This window comes from Frigoribacterium sp. PvP032 (genome assembly GCF_017833035.1).
Taxonomy (GTDB): domain Bacteria; phylum Actinomycetota; class Actinomycetes; order Actinomycetales; family Microbacteriaceae; genus Frigoribacterium.
Genome location: NZ_JAFIBM010000001.1, coordinates 2,495,466 through 2,510,930 on the forward strand (window position 1 = coordinate 2,495,466; position 15,465 = coordinate 2,510,930).

At 72.5% G+C, this 15,465-nt stretch carries 13 protein-coding genes and 2 pseudogenes; 12 read left to right on the forward strand and 3 right to left on the reverse strand.

The features are described from left to right. Positions 1-16: 16 nt before the first annotated feature. The 3 genes from JOE35_RS11445 to JOE35_RS11455 all read left to right on the forward strand — a co-directional run bounded on the left by JOE35_RS11445 (position 17) and on the right by JOE35_RS11455 (position 4,723). Positions 17-1,960, forward strand: a complete 1,944-nt coding sequence (locus tag JOE35_RS11445) for a glycoside hydrolase family 15 protein (protein ID WP_307803055.1) — start codon at positions 17-19, stop codon at positions 1,958-1,960. After that, on the forward strand, positions 1,960-4,371 hold the full coding sequence (locus tag JOE35_RS11450) for a phosphoketolase (protein ID WP_209561177.1): 2,412 nt from the start codon (positions 1,960-1,962) through the stop codon (positions 4,369-4,371). The genes JOE35_RS11445 and JOE35_RS11450 overlap by 1 nt, the downstream gene beginning before the upstream one ends. A gap of 76 nt (positions 4,372-4,447) precedes the next feature. Next, the gene (locus JOE35_RS11455; protein ID WP_209561178.1) at positions 4,448-4,723 is read left to right on the forward strand and encodes a Rho termination factor N-terminal domain-containing protein; all 276 of its coding nucleotides are present in this window, start codon (positions 4,448-4,450) and stop codon (positions 4,721-4,723) included. A gap of 24 nt (positions 4,724-4,747) precedes the next feature. On the opposite strand, the gene JOE35_RS11460 is transcribed toward JOE35_RS11455, so the two are convergent. Continuing rightward, a complete protein-coding gene (locus JOE35_RS11460; protein WP_209562029.1) occupies positions 4,748-5,776 on the reverse strand; it encodes a Ku protein in 1,029 nt (342 codons plus the stop codon). Between the two features lie 92 nt (positions 5,777-5,868). Here JOE35_RS11460 and JOE35_RS11465 point away from each other — a divergent pair, with 92 nt between their 5' ends. From JOE35_RS11465 to JOE35_RS11475, 3 genes are all read left to right on the forward strand, one after another. Beyond that, a complete protein-coding gene (locus JOE35_RS11465; protein WP_209561179.1) occupies positions 5,869-6,756 on the forward strand; it encodes an SDR family oxidoreductase in 888 nt (295 codons plus the stop codon). 283 nt (positions 6,757-7,039) lie between these two features. Further along, on the forward strand, positions 7,040-9,586 hold the full coding sequence (locus tag JOE35_RS11470) for an ATP-dependent DNA ligase (RefSeq protein WP_209561180.1): 2,547 nt from the start codon (positions 7,040-7,042) through the stop codon (positions 9,584-9,586). 22 nt (positions 9,587-9,608) lie between these two features. Further along, positions 9,609-11,003, forward strand: coding sequence for an MFS transporter (locus JOE35_RS11475; protein WP_209561181.1), 1,395 nt, complete (start codon positions 9,609-9,611; stop codon positions 11,001-11,003). Positions 11,004-11,090: 87 nt separating this feature from the next. Here the strand turns inward: JOE35_RS11475 and JOE35_RS11480 are convergent, their stop codons facing one another. Continuing rightward, positions 11,091-11,735, reverse strand: coding sequence for a MerR family transcriptional regulator (locus JOE35_RS11480; protein ID WP_209561182.1), 645 nt, complete (start codon positions 11,733-11,735; stop codon positions 11,091-11,093). 114 nt (positions 11,736-11,849) lie between these two features. Between JOE35_RS11480 and JOE35_RS11485 the strand changes: the two genes are divergently transcribed. From JOE35_RS11485 to JOE35_RS15670, 4 genes and pseudogenes are all read left to right on the forward strand, one after another. Next, complete coding sequence (locus JOE35_RS11485) at positions 11,850-12,353, forward strand: DUF4188 domain-containing protein (protein WP_209561183.1); 504 nt, start codon at positions 11,850-11,852, stop codon at positions 12,351-12,353. A gap of 183 nt (positions 12,354-12,536) precedes the next feature. Then, the gene (locus tag JOE35_RS11490; protein ID WP_209561184.1) at positions 12,537-13,127 is read left to right on the forward strand and encodes a GNAT family N-acetyltransferase; all 591 of its coding nucleotides are present in this window, start codon (positions 12,537-12,539) and stop codon (positions 13,125-13,127) included. A gap of 68 nt (positions 13,128-13,195) precedes the next feature. Next, positions 13,196-13,279: pseudogene (locus JOE35_RS15665) on the forward strand (DivIVA domain-containing protein); the annotation flags it as partial. A gap of 60 nt (positions 13,280-13,339) precedes the next feature. Beyond that, a pseudogene (locus JOE35_RS15670) lies at positions 13,340-13,453 on the forward strand (DivIVA domain-containing protein); the annotation flags it as partial. 8 nt (positions 13,454-13,461) lie between these two features. Here JOE35_RS15670 and JOE35_RS11500 read toward each other — a convergent pair. Next, complete coding sequence (locus JOE35_RS11500) at positions 13,462-14,046, reverse strand: gluconokinase (RefSeq protein WP_209561186.1); 585 nt, start codon at positions 14,044-14,046, stop codon at positions 13,462-13,464. A 260-nt stretch (positions 14,047-14,306) separates the two neighbouring features. On the opposite strand from JOE35_RS11500, the gene JOE35_RS11505 reads away from it, so the two are divergent. After that, positions 14,307-14,618: a hypothetical protein gene (locus JOE35_RS11505; RefSeq protein WP_133738628.1), complete on the forward strand. Its 312-nt coding sequence runs from the start codon at positions 14,307-14,309 to the stop codon at positions 14,616-14,618. 4 nt (positions 14,619-14,622) lie between these two features. Then, on the forward strand, positions 14,623-15,372 hold the full coding sequence (locus tag JOE35_RS11510) for a 4'-phosphopantetheinyl transferase superfamily protein (protein WP_209561187.1): 750 nt from the start codon (positions 14,623-14,625) through the stop codon (positions 15,370-15,372). The last annotated feature ends 93 nt before the right edge of the window (positions 15,373-15,465 follow it).

A 15,465-nucleotide genomic window follows, 5' to 3' on the forward strand; every position in this document is an offset into this window, starting at 1 on the left:
GAGCACCGTAGACACCGTGACCGACACCCTGCAGAGCGCCCCCGACGACACCGACGACTTCCACGACGACGCCTGGTCGGCTCCCGACCCCAGGGAGGACGGCTACGTCGCCCTGCGCTCGTACGGCGCGATCGGCGACGGCCGCACCGTCGCCCTGATCGCGCGGGACGGCCAGATCGACTGGCTGCCGTTCCCGTCGATGCCGAGCGACCCTGTCTTCTCCGGCATCGTCGACTCCGCCGACGGGGGCCGCGTCGAGCTGCGCCCGGTCGACGACGACTTCGAGGTCCAGCGCGCGTACGTGCCCGGCACGAACGTGCTGCGCACGCGGTTCCGCACCTCCGCCGGCACCGTCGAGGTCACCGACGCGCTCGTGACCGGCGTGGCCGGCCGGCTGCCGTGGGGCGAGCTCGCGCGCCGCGTCGACGGCCTCGAGGGCTCGGTCGAGATGCGCTGGGCGGTCGTGCCCGGCAACGCCTTCGGCACGCACCCGGTCGTCCGGGTCGACACCGTGCACGGGCCCGTGCTCCGCGCGGCGGACATCAACCTCGCGCTGGTCGGCTTCGAGCACGGCCGAACCGACCCCACCGAGCCGGGCGACGGCGACGCGGAGGGGCCGCTCGAGTTCCGGGGGGCGTTCACGACCTCGCCGGGCTCGCGGTCGTTGCTCTGCCTCTGCGGCACCGAGGACGAGCCGCTTCACCTGCCCGACCCCCACGTGGTCGACCAGGGCATCGACCGCACCATCGAGAACTGGGAGGGCTGGTCGACCGAGTTCAGCTGGGACGGCCCCTGGGCCGACGCCGTGCACCGCAGCGCACTCGCCCTGAAGCTGCTCATCTACAGCCCCACCGGCGCCATCGCGGCCGCGGCGACCACCGCCCTGCCCGAGAACTTCACCGGCAAGAAGAACTGGGACTACCGCTTCGCCTGGGTCCGCGATCTCGCCTACACGGTCAACGCGCTGCTGCGCTTCGGGCTGCGCGAAGAACCGCACGCGGCAGTGTCGTGGCTGCTCTCGGCGCTCAAGGCCAACGGCCACGAGATGCACATCTTCCTCGAGCTCGACGGGAGCGTCCCCGGCGGCACCCGCGAGACGGAGTCCGAGGGCTGGCGGGGCATCGGGCCCGTCTACGCCGGCAACCCCGCCGGCGGCCAGCTGCAGCTCGGCGTCTTCGCCGACATCATCGCGGTGATGAGCCAGTACGCCCACGGCGGCAACATGCTCGACGCCTCCACGCAAGATCTGCTGACCGGCTTCGCCGACGACGCGTGCCGTCGCTGGCAGGAGAAGGACAGCGGCATCTGGGAGCTCGGCGACGAGCAGCACTACGTGAGCAGCAAGATGGGCTGCTGGCAGGCGATCGACGCGGCGCTCGGCCTGGCCGAGATCGGTCAGCTGCACCCCACCGACGACGACCTCGAGCACTGGGGGAAGAACCGCGACCTCATCGTCGAGTGGATCGACGAGCACGGCTGGTCGGAGGAGCGCGGCGCCTACCTGATGCACCCCGACAGCGACGCCCTGGACGCCTCGGTGCTGCTGCACGCCCCGAGCGGCTTCGACCGCGGCGAGCGGATGTCCCGCACCATCGACTCCATCCGTGCCGAGCTCGGCGCCGGCCCGCTCGTCTTCCGCTACAGCGGGGTCGACGCCGAGGAGGGCACCTTCGTGGCCTGCGCCTTCTGGCTGGCCTCGGCCCTCGCCTGCGTCGGCCGCATCGACGAGGCCGTCGAGCTGATGGACGAGCTCGTCGTGCAGTCGAACGACGTCGGGCTCTTCACCGAGATGATCAGCGCCGACGACGGGCAGTTCCTCGGCAACATGCCGCAGGGCCTCAGCCACCTCGCCCTCGTCAACGCCGCCATCACCGTCGACGAGATGCGCACCGAGCTCGGCGTCCAGCCGGACGACCGACGCGACGACGACGACGACGCGAACGACCGCCAGGAGAACTGATGACCGCCGCTGCCGCCTCCTCGCCCGCCGCCCCTGCCGTGCCCGCGACGCCGGACGAGCTCCGGCTCGTCGACGCCTGGTGGCGTGCGGCCAACTACCTGACCGTCGGGCAGATCTACCTGCGGGACAACCCGATGCTCGACCGCCCGATCGCGCGGGACGACATCAAGCCCCGCCTGCTCGGCCACTGGGGCACGTCGCCGGCGCTGAGCCTCGTCTACGCGCACCTCAACCGCGTGATCCGCCGCGACGACCGCGACCTGCTCTACGTCTGCGGCCCCGGCCACGGCGGCCCCGCGATGGTCGCGAACACCTGGCTGGAGCGCACCTACTCGGAGCTGTTCCCGCAGGTGCCCCTCGACCGAGACGGCATGCAGGAGCTGTTCCGGCAGTTCTCGTTCCCGGGCGGCATCCCGTCGCACGCGGCGCCCGAGACACCCGGCTCCATCAACGAGGGCGGCGAGCTCGGCTACTCGCTCAGCCACGCCTACGGGGCCGTGCTCGACGACCCCGACCTGGTCGCCGTGTGCGTGATCGGCGACGGCGAGGCCGAGACCGGCCCGCTCGCGACGAGCTGGCACGCGAACAAGCTGCTCGACGCCGTCCACGACGGCGCCGTGCTGCCGATCCTGAACCTCAACGGCTACAAGATCGCGAACCCGACGATCCTCGCGCGCATCCCCGAGGGCGAGCTGCTCGAGCTGATGCGCGGCTACGGCTACCAGCCGATCGTCGTCTCCGGCGGGTTCGACGGCGAGGACCCGATGGTGGTGCACGCCCAGATGGCGGCGGCGCTCGACGAGGCCTTCGCCCGCATCGACCAGATCCAGCAGGAGGCGCGCTCGGGCGAGAGCACGGAGCGCCCGCGCTGGCCGATGATCGTCCTGCGCACCCCCAAGGGCTGGACGGGCCCGAAGGTCGTCGACGGCAAGAAGGTCGAGGGCACCTGGCGTGCCCACCAGGTGCCGCTGAGCGGTGTGCGCGAGAACGACGAGCACCGCGAACAGCTCGACGCCTGGATGCGCTCGTACGGCGCCGACGACCTGTTCGACGAGAACGGCGCGCCAGCCGCCTTCCTCGACGAGCTGCGCCCCCGCGGCGAGAAGCGGATGAGCGCTATCCCCGCCTCGAACGGCGGGCTGGTGCGTCGTCCGCTCTCGCTGACCGACTACCGGTCGCACGCCGTCGAGACGAGCGACGACCGCCGCACCACCGCCGAGGCGACCCGGGTGCTCGGCCGCTGGCTCGCGGACGTCGTGCGCGACAACCCGGCGACCTTCCGGCTCTTCGGCCCGGACGAGACGGTCTCGAACCGCCTCGACCCCGTCTTCGACGTCACGGACCGCGTCTGGGCGGCCCGCATCGAGGAGGAAGACGAGCACGTCGCGCACAGCGGCCGCGTGATGGAGGTGCTCAGCGAGCACCTGCTGCAGGGCCTGATGGAGGGCTACCTGCTCACCGGTCGCCACGGCCTGCTGAACACCTACGAGGCGTTCGTGCACATCGTCGACTCGATGTTCAACCAGCACGCGAAGTGGCTCGAGAGCTCGACGGACATCGCCTGGCGCGAGCCGATCTCGTCGTTCACCTACCTGCTGTCGTCGCACGTCTGGCGCCAAGACCACAACGGCTTCTCGCACCAGGACCCGGGGTTCCTCGACGTCGTCGTCAACAAGCAAGCGCACCTCGTCCGCATCTACCTCGCGCCCGACGCGAACACGCTGCTCGCCGTAGCCGACCACGCGCTGCGCACCACGGACACGGTCAACGTGATCGTGGCCGGCAAGCAGGAGGCGCCGGCCTGGCTCTCGCTGCCCGAGGCGGAGGCGCACGTCACCGCCGGCGCGGGCATCTGGGAGTGGGCGGGCACGGAAGGCGCGCCCACCGACGGCATCGACCCCGACGTCGTGCTCGCCTGTGCGGGAGACGTGCCGACCCTCGAGACGGTGGCCGCCGCGGACATCCTGCGCCAGCGCCTCCCGGACCTCGTGACGCGCGTCGTCAACGTCGTCGACCTGATGCGCCTGCAGGACGCCGACGAGCACTCGCACGGCCTCGCGAGCGACGACTTCGACGCGCTCTTCACGACGTCGCGGCCGGTGGTCTTCGACTTCCACGGCTACCCGACGCTCGTGCACCGGCTCACGTACCGCCGCACGAACCACGACGGCATCCACGTGCGCGGCTTCCAGGAGAAGGGCACGACCACCACGCCCTTCGACATGGCGATGCTCAACGACATCGACCGGTACCGGCTGGTGCTCGACGTGCTGCACCGCGTGCCCGGCCTCGCCGAGGCGCACCCCGACCTCGTCGCCGAGTTCGAGGCGAAGCGCGTCGAGGCCCGCGAGTACGCCTACGAGCACGGCGAGGACCTGCCCGAGGTCGTCGAGTGGGAGTTCGGCCGCTAGGCGTTCTCCTGCACGGGGGCGTGCGCCGGTCCTGCGGACCGGTCGCGCGCCTCCACCCGGGAGTACGGTCGCGGGCATGCCGAAGGACGACGCACCCCCGCAGCTGAAGAACCCCGAGATGTACGAGGCCCTGCGCGACGAGGGCAACTCGAAGGAGAAGTCGGCGCGCATCTCCAACGCTGCTGCTCAGAAGGGCAACAGCGAGGAGAAGGTCGCGGCGAAGGGCGGCCGGTCGGGCTCGTACGACGACTGGACCGTCGACGACCTGCGCGGCCGCGCGAAGGAGCTTGGGCTCAGCGGCTACAGCGACGCCAAGAAGGACGACCTGATCGAGATGCTGCGCGACCACTGAGGTCGCGGCGGCGAGGTCGGCCCGTCAGCTCGCCTTCTTCTCCGCGGCTGGCTTCTTCTCCGCGGCTGGCTTCTTCTTCGCTGCCGGCTTCTTCTTCGCCGCCGGCTCCTTCTTGGCGGCCGTCTTCCTCTCGGCGGGCTCCTTCGCGGCGGGCTTCTTGGCGGCAGGCTTCTTGGCGGCAGGTTCCTTCGTCGCGGCAGGTTCCTTCCTCGCCGCCGGCTTCTTCGCCGGGGCCTTCCTCGCGCCCGACCGGCTGCGCTCCACCGACTGGCGGAGCGCCTCCATCAGGTCGATCACCTCGCCGTCGCCCGATCCGTCGCCGTCCTCGTCGTCGTCGTCCCCCGAGCGGCCGAAGGTCGCGTCCGTGTCGAGCGACTCGCCCTGCTCGAGCTTGGCGTCGATGAGCTTGCGGAGCTCCTCCTGGTAGTCGTCGCCGAACTGCGACGGGTCGAAGTCGTCGCCGAGCGACTCGACCAGGGAGCCGGACATGTCGAGCTCCTTGCCGCTGATCCGCACCTTGTCGTCCAGCACGGGGAACCGCGCCTCACGGACCTCGTCGTCCCAGAGCAGCGTCTGCAGCACGAGCACGTTGCCGCGGACGCGCAGCGCGGCGAGCCGGGTCTTCTGCCGCAGCGAGAAGTGCACGATCGCCGTGCGGTCGGTCTCCTCGAGGGTGCGGCGCAGCAGCACGTAGGCCTTCGGCGACGCCGAGTCGGGCTCGAGGAAGTAGCTGCGGTCGAACATCAGCGGGTCGAGCTGGTCGGTGGGCACGAACTCGAGCACGTCGATCTCGCGCGAGCGCTCCTCAGGGAGCGACTTCAGGTCGTCGGCGGTGATCACGACCGTGCGGTCGCCGTCGTCGAACGCCTTGTCGATGTGCTCGTAGTCGACGACCTTGCCGCAGATCTCGCACTTGCGCTGGTACCGGATCCGACCGCCGTCGGCGTCGTGCACCTGGTGCAGCGAGACGTCGTGGTCCTCGGTGGCGCTGTAGAGCTTCACGGGCACGTTGACGAGCCCGAACGTGATCGCGCCCTTCCAGATCGATCGCATGACGGTCATGTTCCTCCGCATGCGCTCCGAATGACCGCCGTGCGGGTACAAGGCCCGGACACGTCCCCCGCCAGGCGGGCACCGTGGAGCGCATGAGCCAATACGACAAGAAGAACCCGGTCGACCTGTACCCCGCACCGCCGTTCCCGAAGCAGGAGCAGTCGCTGCCGGGCGAGGCCTGGAAGATGGACCCGAAGCCCGACCACGGCGAGACCAGCTACGTCGGCAAGGAGCGCCTCGTCGGCTTCCGCGGCCTCGTGACCGGCGGCGACTCCGGCATCGGCCGCGCCGCCGCCATCGCCCTCAGCCGCGAGGGCGCCGACCTCGTGCTGAGCTACCTGCCCAGCGAGCAGGCCGACGCCGAGGAGGTGCGCGATCTGCTCGAGGGCGAGGGCCGTCGCGTCGTCCTGGTGCCCGGCGACATCTCGGACGAGCAGTACTGCAGGGACCTCGTCGCGAAGGCCGTCGAGGAGCTCGGCGGGCTCGACACGCTCGTCATGGTCGCCGGCCGCATGAAGAGCAACGACGACATCCTCACGCTCACCACCGAGGACATCGACTCGACCATCAAGACCAACGTCTACTCGCTGTTCTGGCTGTCGCAGGCGGTCATCCCGCACCTCGAGCCCGGCTCGTCGATCGTCACGACCGGCTCGGTGCAGGGCACGCAGCCGAGCCCCGACAAGATCGACTACGCGCTGACGAAGGGTGCCATCGGCGTCTTCACCGCGGGCCTCGCGCAGCAGCTCGCCCCCAAGGGCATCCGCGTCAACCAGGTCTCGCCCGGCCCGGTGTGGACGCCGCTGCAGCCCGGCTCGGACGACGCCGAGACCGTGTCGGAGTTCGGCGGCCAGGCGCCGTACGGCCGCCCCGGCCAGCCGGCCGAGCTGGCCGCGGCCTACGTGCACCTCGTGAGCCCTGAGTCGAGCTACACCTCGGGTGCGACCATCACGATCGCGGGGGCCATGCCGGCGGTCTGACCGGCACCGCGCCTCCTCGGCTCCGCTCGCGGCCCGCTCCCCCGTCCAGGCGGGGAGGCGGGCCGCCGCAGTCCGCGGACGCCACCACACACGGTGTGTGCCGCACAGAACACGCCGCGAGCATGATCGAGGTAGCTGCACCCCGTCGAGGGCGGGTCGCCCGCACCGAGGGCGGGTCGCTCGCTACCCGCCCTCGACGCAACGGACCCGCCCTCGACGAAGCGCGCGGGCGGGAGGCGGCGGGTAGGCAGGCAGGCAGGCAGACGACACGAGGAGGCGGCGGATGGCCAGCAAGGGACGCGGCGAGCGCGTGCAGGTCGGCGGGCACACGCTGCAGCTCACCAACCTCGACAAGGTGCTGTACCCCGCGAGCGGCACGACGAAGGCGGACGTCCTCGGCTACTACGCCTCCGTCGCGGAGTGGATGCTGCCGCACGTCGAGGGGCGTCCCGCGACGCGGAAGCGCTGGGTGAACGGGGTCGACGGCGAGGTGTTCTTCGAGAAGAACCTGCCCGACTCCGCACCCGACTGGGTCGCCCGGCACGAGATCGAGCACAAGGACCACGCGAACGTCTACCCGATGGTCAACGACCTCGCGACGCTCACCTGGCTGGCGCAGGTCGCCGCTCTCGAGGTGCACGTGCCCCAGTGGCGCTTCGGCCCGCGCGGCGCGCAGCGGAACCCCGACCGGCTCGTGCTCGACCTCGACCCGGGCGAGGGCGTCGGCCTGGCCGAGTGCGTCGAGGTCGCGCAGCTGCTGCGGCCCCTGCTCGACGGGATGGGCCTCGAGCTCGTGCCGGTGACGAGCGGCAGCAAGGGCGTGCACCTCTACGCGCGGCTCGACGGGAAGCAGACGAGCGCGCAGGTGAGCGACGTCGCCCACGAGCTCGCCCGGGCCGTCGAGGCCGACCACCCCGACCTCGTGCTGAGCACGATGGGCAAGGCCGACCGCCACGGCAAGGTGCTGCTCGACTGGTCGCAGAACAACGGCAACAAGACGACGGTCGCGCCGTACTCGCTGCGCGGCCGCGAGCGCCCGACCGTCGCGATGCCGCGCACCTGGCGCGAGCTGGCGTCGAAGCAGCTGCGGCAGCTCGAGTACACCGAGGTGCTGGAGCGGCTGAGGCGCCGCGGAGATCCCCTGGCCGACGTGTCGAGCGGCACTCCGGTGCCCCCAGGAGAGCTCGGCGACGACATGCGCAACACCGAGTCGCCCGAGCACGAGCACGACGACGACACGGCGACGGGCGGCGACGGAGAGAAGCGCGAGGGGCGCGACCGCCTCGCGAAGTACCGCTCGATGCGCGACGCGTCGAAGACCGCCGAGCCGGTCCCCGCCGCCGCACCGCCGACGAGCGACGGCCGCAGCTTCGTCATCCAGGAGCACCACGCCAGCCGCCTGCACTGGGACTTCCGCCTCGAGCACGACGGCGTCCTCGTCAGCTGGGCCCTGCCCAAGGGCGAGCCGGACGACCCCGGCACGAACCACCTCGCGGTGATGACCGAGGACCACCCGCTCGAGTACGGCACCTTCGAGGGCACGATCGCGAAGGGCGAGTACGGCGCCGGCGAGGTCACGATCTGGGACTCCGGCACGTACGACGTCGAGAAGTGGCGCGACGGCAAGGAGGTGATCGCGGTGCTGCACGGCGAGCAGCGCGGCACCCGCCGGGTCGCCCTGATCCACACCGGCCACGGCGGTGGCAAGGCCGACCGGAACTGGCTGATCCACCGGATGGCGGACGATGCCGCCGACGGCGGCTCGGGCCGGAAGAAGCGCGGCAAGACCGTGATCGGCTCGGGCAGGGGATCCGGTCCCGACCGCGGTTCGAGCACCGGGCGCGCGTCCTCCGACGCGAGCGACGGCGACGCCCCCGACCCCGTCTCCCCCATGCTCGCCGTCGCGGGCACCGCAGCCGACGTCGACGACGACAGGGCGATCGAGATGAAGTGGGACGGCATCCGCGCGATCGCCGTCGTCCAGGGCGGCCGCGTCACGCTGACCAGCCGCAACGGCCACGACCTCACTCCCGCCTACCCCGAGCTGCAGGTGCTGGCCGAGCAGGTCGTCAGCGAAGGAGGCGCGGTGCTCGACGGCGAGGTCGTGGCCGTCGACGAGTCCGGTCGCCCCGACTTCGGGCTGCTGCAGACGCGCATGGGCCTGACGAAGCCGCGCGAGGTCGAGCAGGCCGCGAAGGGAGCGCCGATCCGCTACCTGCTCTTCGACGTGCTGCAGGCCGAGGGCAGGTCGCTGCTGCGGGAGACGTACGACGAGCGTCGGGAGGTGCTCGAGCGGATCGTGACGTCCGGGGGCCCGATCGACGTGCCGGCCGTCTTCGACGGCGACCTGGAGGAGGCGATGCGGACCTCTCAGCGCCTCCGGCTGGAAGGGGTGGTCGCGAAGCGCCGCGACGCGACCTACAGCGCCGGTCGACGCTCGCGCGCCTGGATGAAGCTGAAGCACCACGCGACGCAGGAGGTGGTGATCGCGGGCTGGCGTCCCGGGAACGGTCGTCGCGCCTCCGGTGTCGGCTCACTGCTGATGGGGGTGCCCGGCGACGACGGGCTCGTGTACGTCGGGCGGGTCGGCACCGGGTTCCGCGACCGCGACCTGGACGAGCTGCTGACGGAGTTCAGGAAGGTCGAGCGGAAGACGAGCCCGCTCGTCGACGTGCCCGCCGCCGACGCCGGCGACGCGCACTGGATCACGCCGTCGCGCGTCGGCGAGGTGTCGTTCGCGGAATGGACGTCGACCGGTCGCCTCCGCCAGCCCTCGTGGCGCGGCTGGCGCCCCGACAAGTCGCCCGACGACGTCGTCCGCGAGAGCTGACCGCGAGGAGGAGACTCGGGGGATGACAGACGCCCGCGGCCAGCGCATCGTCCTCGTGGTCGCGGTGCTCGCCTCCTTCGTGGCGTTCCTCGACGGGTCGATCGTGACCGTCGCGCTGCCGGCGATCGCACGGGGCCTGGGCGAAGGAGGCGCGGGCCCGGCGAGCGGAGCCGACCTGACCCTGCAGCAGTGGGTCGTCGACGCGTACCTGCTCGCGCTCGGCTCGCTGATGCTCGTCGCGGGGTCGCTCAGCGACACGTTCGGGCGGGTGCGCGTGCTGCGCGCGGGCCTCGTCGCCTTCGCACTGACGAGCCTGCTCGCGGCGCTGGCCCCCGACCCCGGCCTGCTCATCGCCGCCCGTGCGCTGCAGGGCGTGGCCGCGGCGCTGCTCGTGCCGTCGAGCCTCGCGCTGATCACGTCGACGTTCACCGGGCCGGCCCAGGGCCGCGCGATCGGCTCGTGGACCGCGTGGACCGGCGTCGCTTTCCTGATCGGGCCGCTCGCCGGCGGCGCCCTCGTCGACACGCTCGGCTGGCGGTGGGTGTTCGCCGTGGTCGTCGTGCCGGTGGTGCTGACGCTGCTGCTGATGACGCGCCTGCCCGGCGACGCGCACCGGGGCGGACCCGACCAGCCCGCCCGTGTCGACGTCGTCGGCGCCGTGCTCGCCGCCGTCGGCCTCGCGGGCCCGGTGTTCGCGCTGATCGAGGGCCAGCGCGTCGGCTTCGGCGCCTGGTTCGTCGTCGTGCCGCTCGTCGTCGGCGTCGTCGCGCTCGCCGCCTTCGTCTGGTGGGAGCGGCGAGCGCCGCAGCCGATGATGCCGCTCGACCTGTTCCGCACCCGCGAGTTCGCCGTCGGCAACCTCGCGACGGTCGGGCTCTACGCCGCGATCAGCCTCGGCACGCTGACCATCCCCCTCGTGGTGCAGGAGCTCGCCGGCCTCTCCGCAACCCTCGCCGGCCTCGTCACCCTGCCGACGACCATCGTCTCCCTGCTCTTCTCGACGATGTTCGGCACGCTCGCCGCGACGCACGGACCGCGCCTGTTCATGACGATCGGCCCGCTGATCACGGCGAGCGGGTTCCTCTGGATGCTGCTCGTGCGCGACCCGATCGACGTCTGGTGGCAGGTCGTGCCCGGGGTCGTCCTGTTCGGGCTCGGGCTCTCGGTGACGGTCGCCCCGCTCACCTCGGCCGTGCTGTCGGGCATCTCGCCGGCCCGGTCGGGCATCGCGTCGGCGGTCAACAACGCGATCTCGCGGGTGGCAGGACTGGTCGCAGTCGCGTTCCTGGGCGTCATCGCCGGAGGCGCGCTCACGGTCGACGGGTTCCACCGCGTCGTCGTCGTGGTCGCGGTGCTGCTCGTCGGCAGCTCGCTCGTCTCGTTCGTCGGCCTGCGGGGCACGCGCCGCGCCTCCTAGCGTCGCCGCCCCCTGTCCCGTCCTGTTCCGGGCGTCCCGTCGTGCCACGGCGCGACGCGATGCCCGGGACAAGACGGGACACGGGCCCTAGACCGGAGGAGTCGGCGCCGGCGACCCGCCGACGAGGTCGCCGAAGCGCCGCCACGACGCGTCCTGCTGCGCCAGCCGCCGGAGCGCCAGCAGCAGCGGCTCGACCAGCACCGTCCCCAGCACGACGTACTGCACGGCGGCGTCGACGCTCTCGAGCGGGACCCCGGCGATCTCGGCGTCCGCGACGTCGTGCATGGCCCGCGCGTAGCCGTCGAGACGCTCGGGCGGCAGGTCGAAGCCGGCGGCCTCGAGCCCGTCGACGGCGACCTCGAGCGCGGCGAGCACGGGGCCGTCGCCCGGGTCGACGGTCCAGCCCCAGCGCTCGACGAGGCCGCGCGCCCTGGCGTGGTCGACTCCCTCGGGCGCGGCGGGCGTGACCGCGTGCTGGGCGACGCCGAGCACCTCCCCCACCGAGTCGTGCTCCAGGTCGAGGAACTCGAGCACCCCGCGAGCCCGCGCGACGCTGAGCCCGCCGGGGCCGACCAGGGCCCGCACGAGTCGCAGCCGTCGTGCGTGCTCGTCGCCGTAGCGGGCCTGCGTGGCCGAGGTGCGCTCGCCCTCGGGCAGCAGCCCCTCGCGCAGGTAGTACTTGATCGTCGCGATCGGGACGCCGCTCACGTCGGCGAGCTCGGAGATGCGCATGGGGCCCCCTTGACATTGGATAGCGGCACTCTCCAAGATGGGGGAGCACTGGAGAGCAACACTATCCAATCTCCGGGCACCCACCCGCGGCAGACGCGTCGAAGGAGCGAGATCATGGCCCGTGTCATCCCCGGCAGGACGACCCACCGGCACGAGGGCGAGCTCGTCGTCTTCCTGATCGGCATGAGCGTCAACAAGATCTGGCGGCCCGACCAGTGGCTGCCCGTGTTCGCCGCCATGACCCCGATGATCGTCGAGCTGTTCAGGGACAAGGAGTCGGGGCTCCGCGGCCTGCGCACCACGATCGGCTCGCGAGGGCCGGTGCTGGTGCAGTACTGGGACTCGCTCGAGAAGCTCTACGCCTACGCCGGCTCGGCCGACCAGGCCCACCGCCCCGCGTGGAGCGCCTTCAACCGCCGGGCCCGCAAGGCACCGGGCGCGGTCGGCATCTGGCACGAGACGTTCGTCGTCGAGCGCGCCGAGAGCATGTACGTCGGGATGCCCGCCTCCGGCCTCGCCCTGGCCACGGAGGCCGTGCCCGTCGGCCCGCGCGCCGACACCGCCCGCGCCCGCGCCGCCGCCGGCCGCACCGCGGCCGGCCCCGCCTCCTCCTCCTGAAGCTGCTGCAGCACCATGAACCGCATTCCGAACCATGAACCGCGTTTTTTCGCGGTTCATGGTTCGGAACGCGGTTCATCGCGCAGGCCGATGCCCCGGGAGACGCAGGCCGGGCCCGCAGGAGGCACGGGTCGGGCCCGCAGGAGGCGCGGGTCGGCACGCCCGCTCCGCTACCGTCGACCCGTGCTCACCACCGACCGCCTCCTCCTCCGCCGCTGGCGCGACGCCGACCGCGAGCCGTTCGCGGCGCTGAACGCGGACCCCGTCGTGATGGAGTTCTTCCCCTCGACGCGGACGCGCGCCGAGTCGGACGAGATGATCGACCGCGTCGAGCGGGGCTTCGAGGCGAACGGCTTCGGCCTCTGGGCCGTCGAGCGGCGCGCGGACGGCCAGCTGCTCGGCTTCGTCGGCCTGTCGCGCCCGGCGGTCGACGTGGTCGTCGGCGGCCGCCCGCTCTCCGAGCGCGTCGAGATCGGCTGGCGCCTGCGCCGCGACGCGTGGGGGCAGGGCCTCGCGAGCGAGGCCGCGCGCGAGGTGCTCCGCGACGCCTTCGACCCCGACGGGCTCGCCCTGCCCGAGGTCGTCAGCTTCACCGCCGCGACCAACGTCCGCTCCCGCGCGCTGATGGAGCGGCTCGGCCTCGCCCGCGACCCGGCCGACGACTTCGAGCACCCGGCCCTGCCGCCCGGCCACCGCCTCCGCCCCCACGTCCTCTACCGCGCCTCCCGCGATCGTCCCTCCCCGGACGGCGCTCCCCCGGCGACGGGGTCCTGACCGTCGCGCCGAGGGCGCGACGGACCACGAAGCCCTGGCAGGATCGTCGTGACCAGGAGGGGGAGACGATGAGAGCAGAAGACGTCCAGGCGAAGCGGTTCTCGCCGGTGAAGTTCCGCGAGGGCTACGACATGGCCGACGTGGACGCGTTCCTCGCCCGCGTGCAGTCAGTCATGGCGGCCGACGACGAGGGTCGGACGGGCGCGCCCGACATGATGCCCGAAGACGTCGTGAACGCCCGGTTCACGCCGACGAAGTTCCGCGAGGGCTACCACCAGGACCAGGTGGACGACTTCCTCGACGAGATCGTCGCCGACCTCCACCGTCGCGGCCTCTAGGCGACCGGCGCCAGGCCGAGCAGGCGCAGCACGTCGTCCGCCTCCTCCTCAGGGGTGCGGGTGGCGTCGACGACGATGTGGCGCTCGTCGGCCTGCGGCGGCTCGAGCGTCGCGACCTGCGAGTCGAGCAGCGTCGTCGGCATGAAGTGGCCCGAGCGCTCGGCCATCCGGCCGCCGATCAGGTCGCCGCTGCCCTGCAGGTAGACGAAGACGACGTTGTGCTCGCGCAGCACGTCGCGGTACTTGCGCTTGAGGGCCGAGCAGGTGATGACGCCGGGGACGCCCTGCATCGCGTGCTCGACGATCCACGACGAGACCGTGTCGAGCCACGGCGCACGGTCGTCGTCGTCGAGAGGCTGGCCCGCGGCCATCTTCGCGACGTTCTCGTCGGGGTGCAGGTCGTCGCCCTCGGCGAGGTCCCAGCCGAGGCGCTCGGCGACGAGCGCGGCGACGGTCGACTTGCCCGACCCCGACACCCCCATGACGACGAGCACCGGGTCAGAGTCGTGTGCCGGGTGGCGAGCCGACCCCGGCACGAGCGGGGCCGAGGAGGCGGCGCCCGCGTTCTCGAGGGTCGCCATCAGCGTGCCTCGTCAGCGGCGAGGCGGGAGGGCGCGGGGATCGGGCTCGTCATGTCGTGTCCTCTCGAGGTCGCGACCATGCGATCTCGTCGTCGGATGGGGCTGCGGGCCGCCGATGCCGGTGAGGCGTCGGGGCAGCTCCCTGTGCAATGGTATTACGAATGAGCGCACCGGGCCATCTCGCAGCGACTGGTCGACCGCACAGCAGACCGTCACCTCGCGTTCACGTGCGCGTCGCCCGCCGGGTGCACCATCTCCGCATGATCGCGATCAGCGCCGAGGTGCGGCAGGCCGACGGCATCGACTCCGTCCGCCAGCTCGAGACCAGCCTGCGGCGGCACTGGGAGAGCATCCCCGTGAAGTCGCACCAGTACCTGCTGCGCTTCTGCGACGGCCCCGTGCTCGTCACCGACGAGCTGCGCTCGCTGCGCCTCGACGTCGTCGTCTCGGACGAGCGCTCGGCCGCGCACTTCGTCGAGTCGTTCCGCAGCGAGATCGAGTCGCGGGTCGTCGGCCGGCCCGTCGACGTCCGCTGGTCGCGTCCCGCCGTCGCCCCGCAGCCGCTGCGCTGACCTCGTGACCACCGTCCTGTTCCCGCCGGCACCGGTGTCGACCTGGCTGGTGCCGCTCGACGACACGGCCGACGGCGTCGTCGCGTCGCTCCGGCTCGCGCGGCCGGAGGGCGACCCTGCGTCGTGGCTCGACGCCGACGAGCGGGTCAGGGCCGCGCGGCTGCACGACGCGACCGACCGTCATCGCTGGCTGATCTCGCACGTCGCTCTCCGCCTCCTGCTGGGCGCGTCGCTCGAGGTGCACCCGTCGGCGGTCGAGGTCGTCCGTGAGGCGTGTCCGCGCTGCGGCGGCCCGCACGGCCGCCCGGCGCTGGCGCCCGGCCGACCGCTGCGCTTCTCGCTCAGCCGCTCGGAGGGGCACGCTCTGATCGCCCTCCGCCGCGGGCTCGACGTCGGCGTCGACCTCGAGACCGCGAGCCCGACCCCGGCTGCGACCGCGACGACGGGCCCGTCGGCGTCCGACGGCCTGGCCCGGTGGGTGCGCACGGAGGCGCTGCTCAAGTCCACGGGCGAGGGCCTGGCCCGTGACCCCGACGCCGTGACGCTGCGGCCGCTGGCGCCGGGAGTCTGGGGCGAGCACGACGTCGCGGACGAGACCTACGGGACCGACGAGGACGCCGGGGGCCCCGACGTCGGCCCGGCCCGCACCGTCGCCGACCTCGCGCTGCCGGGGCCGTTCGTCGCCGCCGTCGCCGGCCCGGGGCTCGACCGAGCCCGCGTCCGCGTTCACCTCCCGGTCACCGCGGCGGCCTAGGTTCCCAGGCGACCACGCCGCCCGCCGCGAGCCGCCCCACGACCGGGCAGCCCGCACGACCGGGCAGCCCGCGCCCCCGAGCCCACCCGGAGA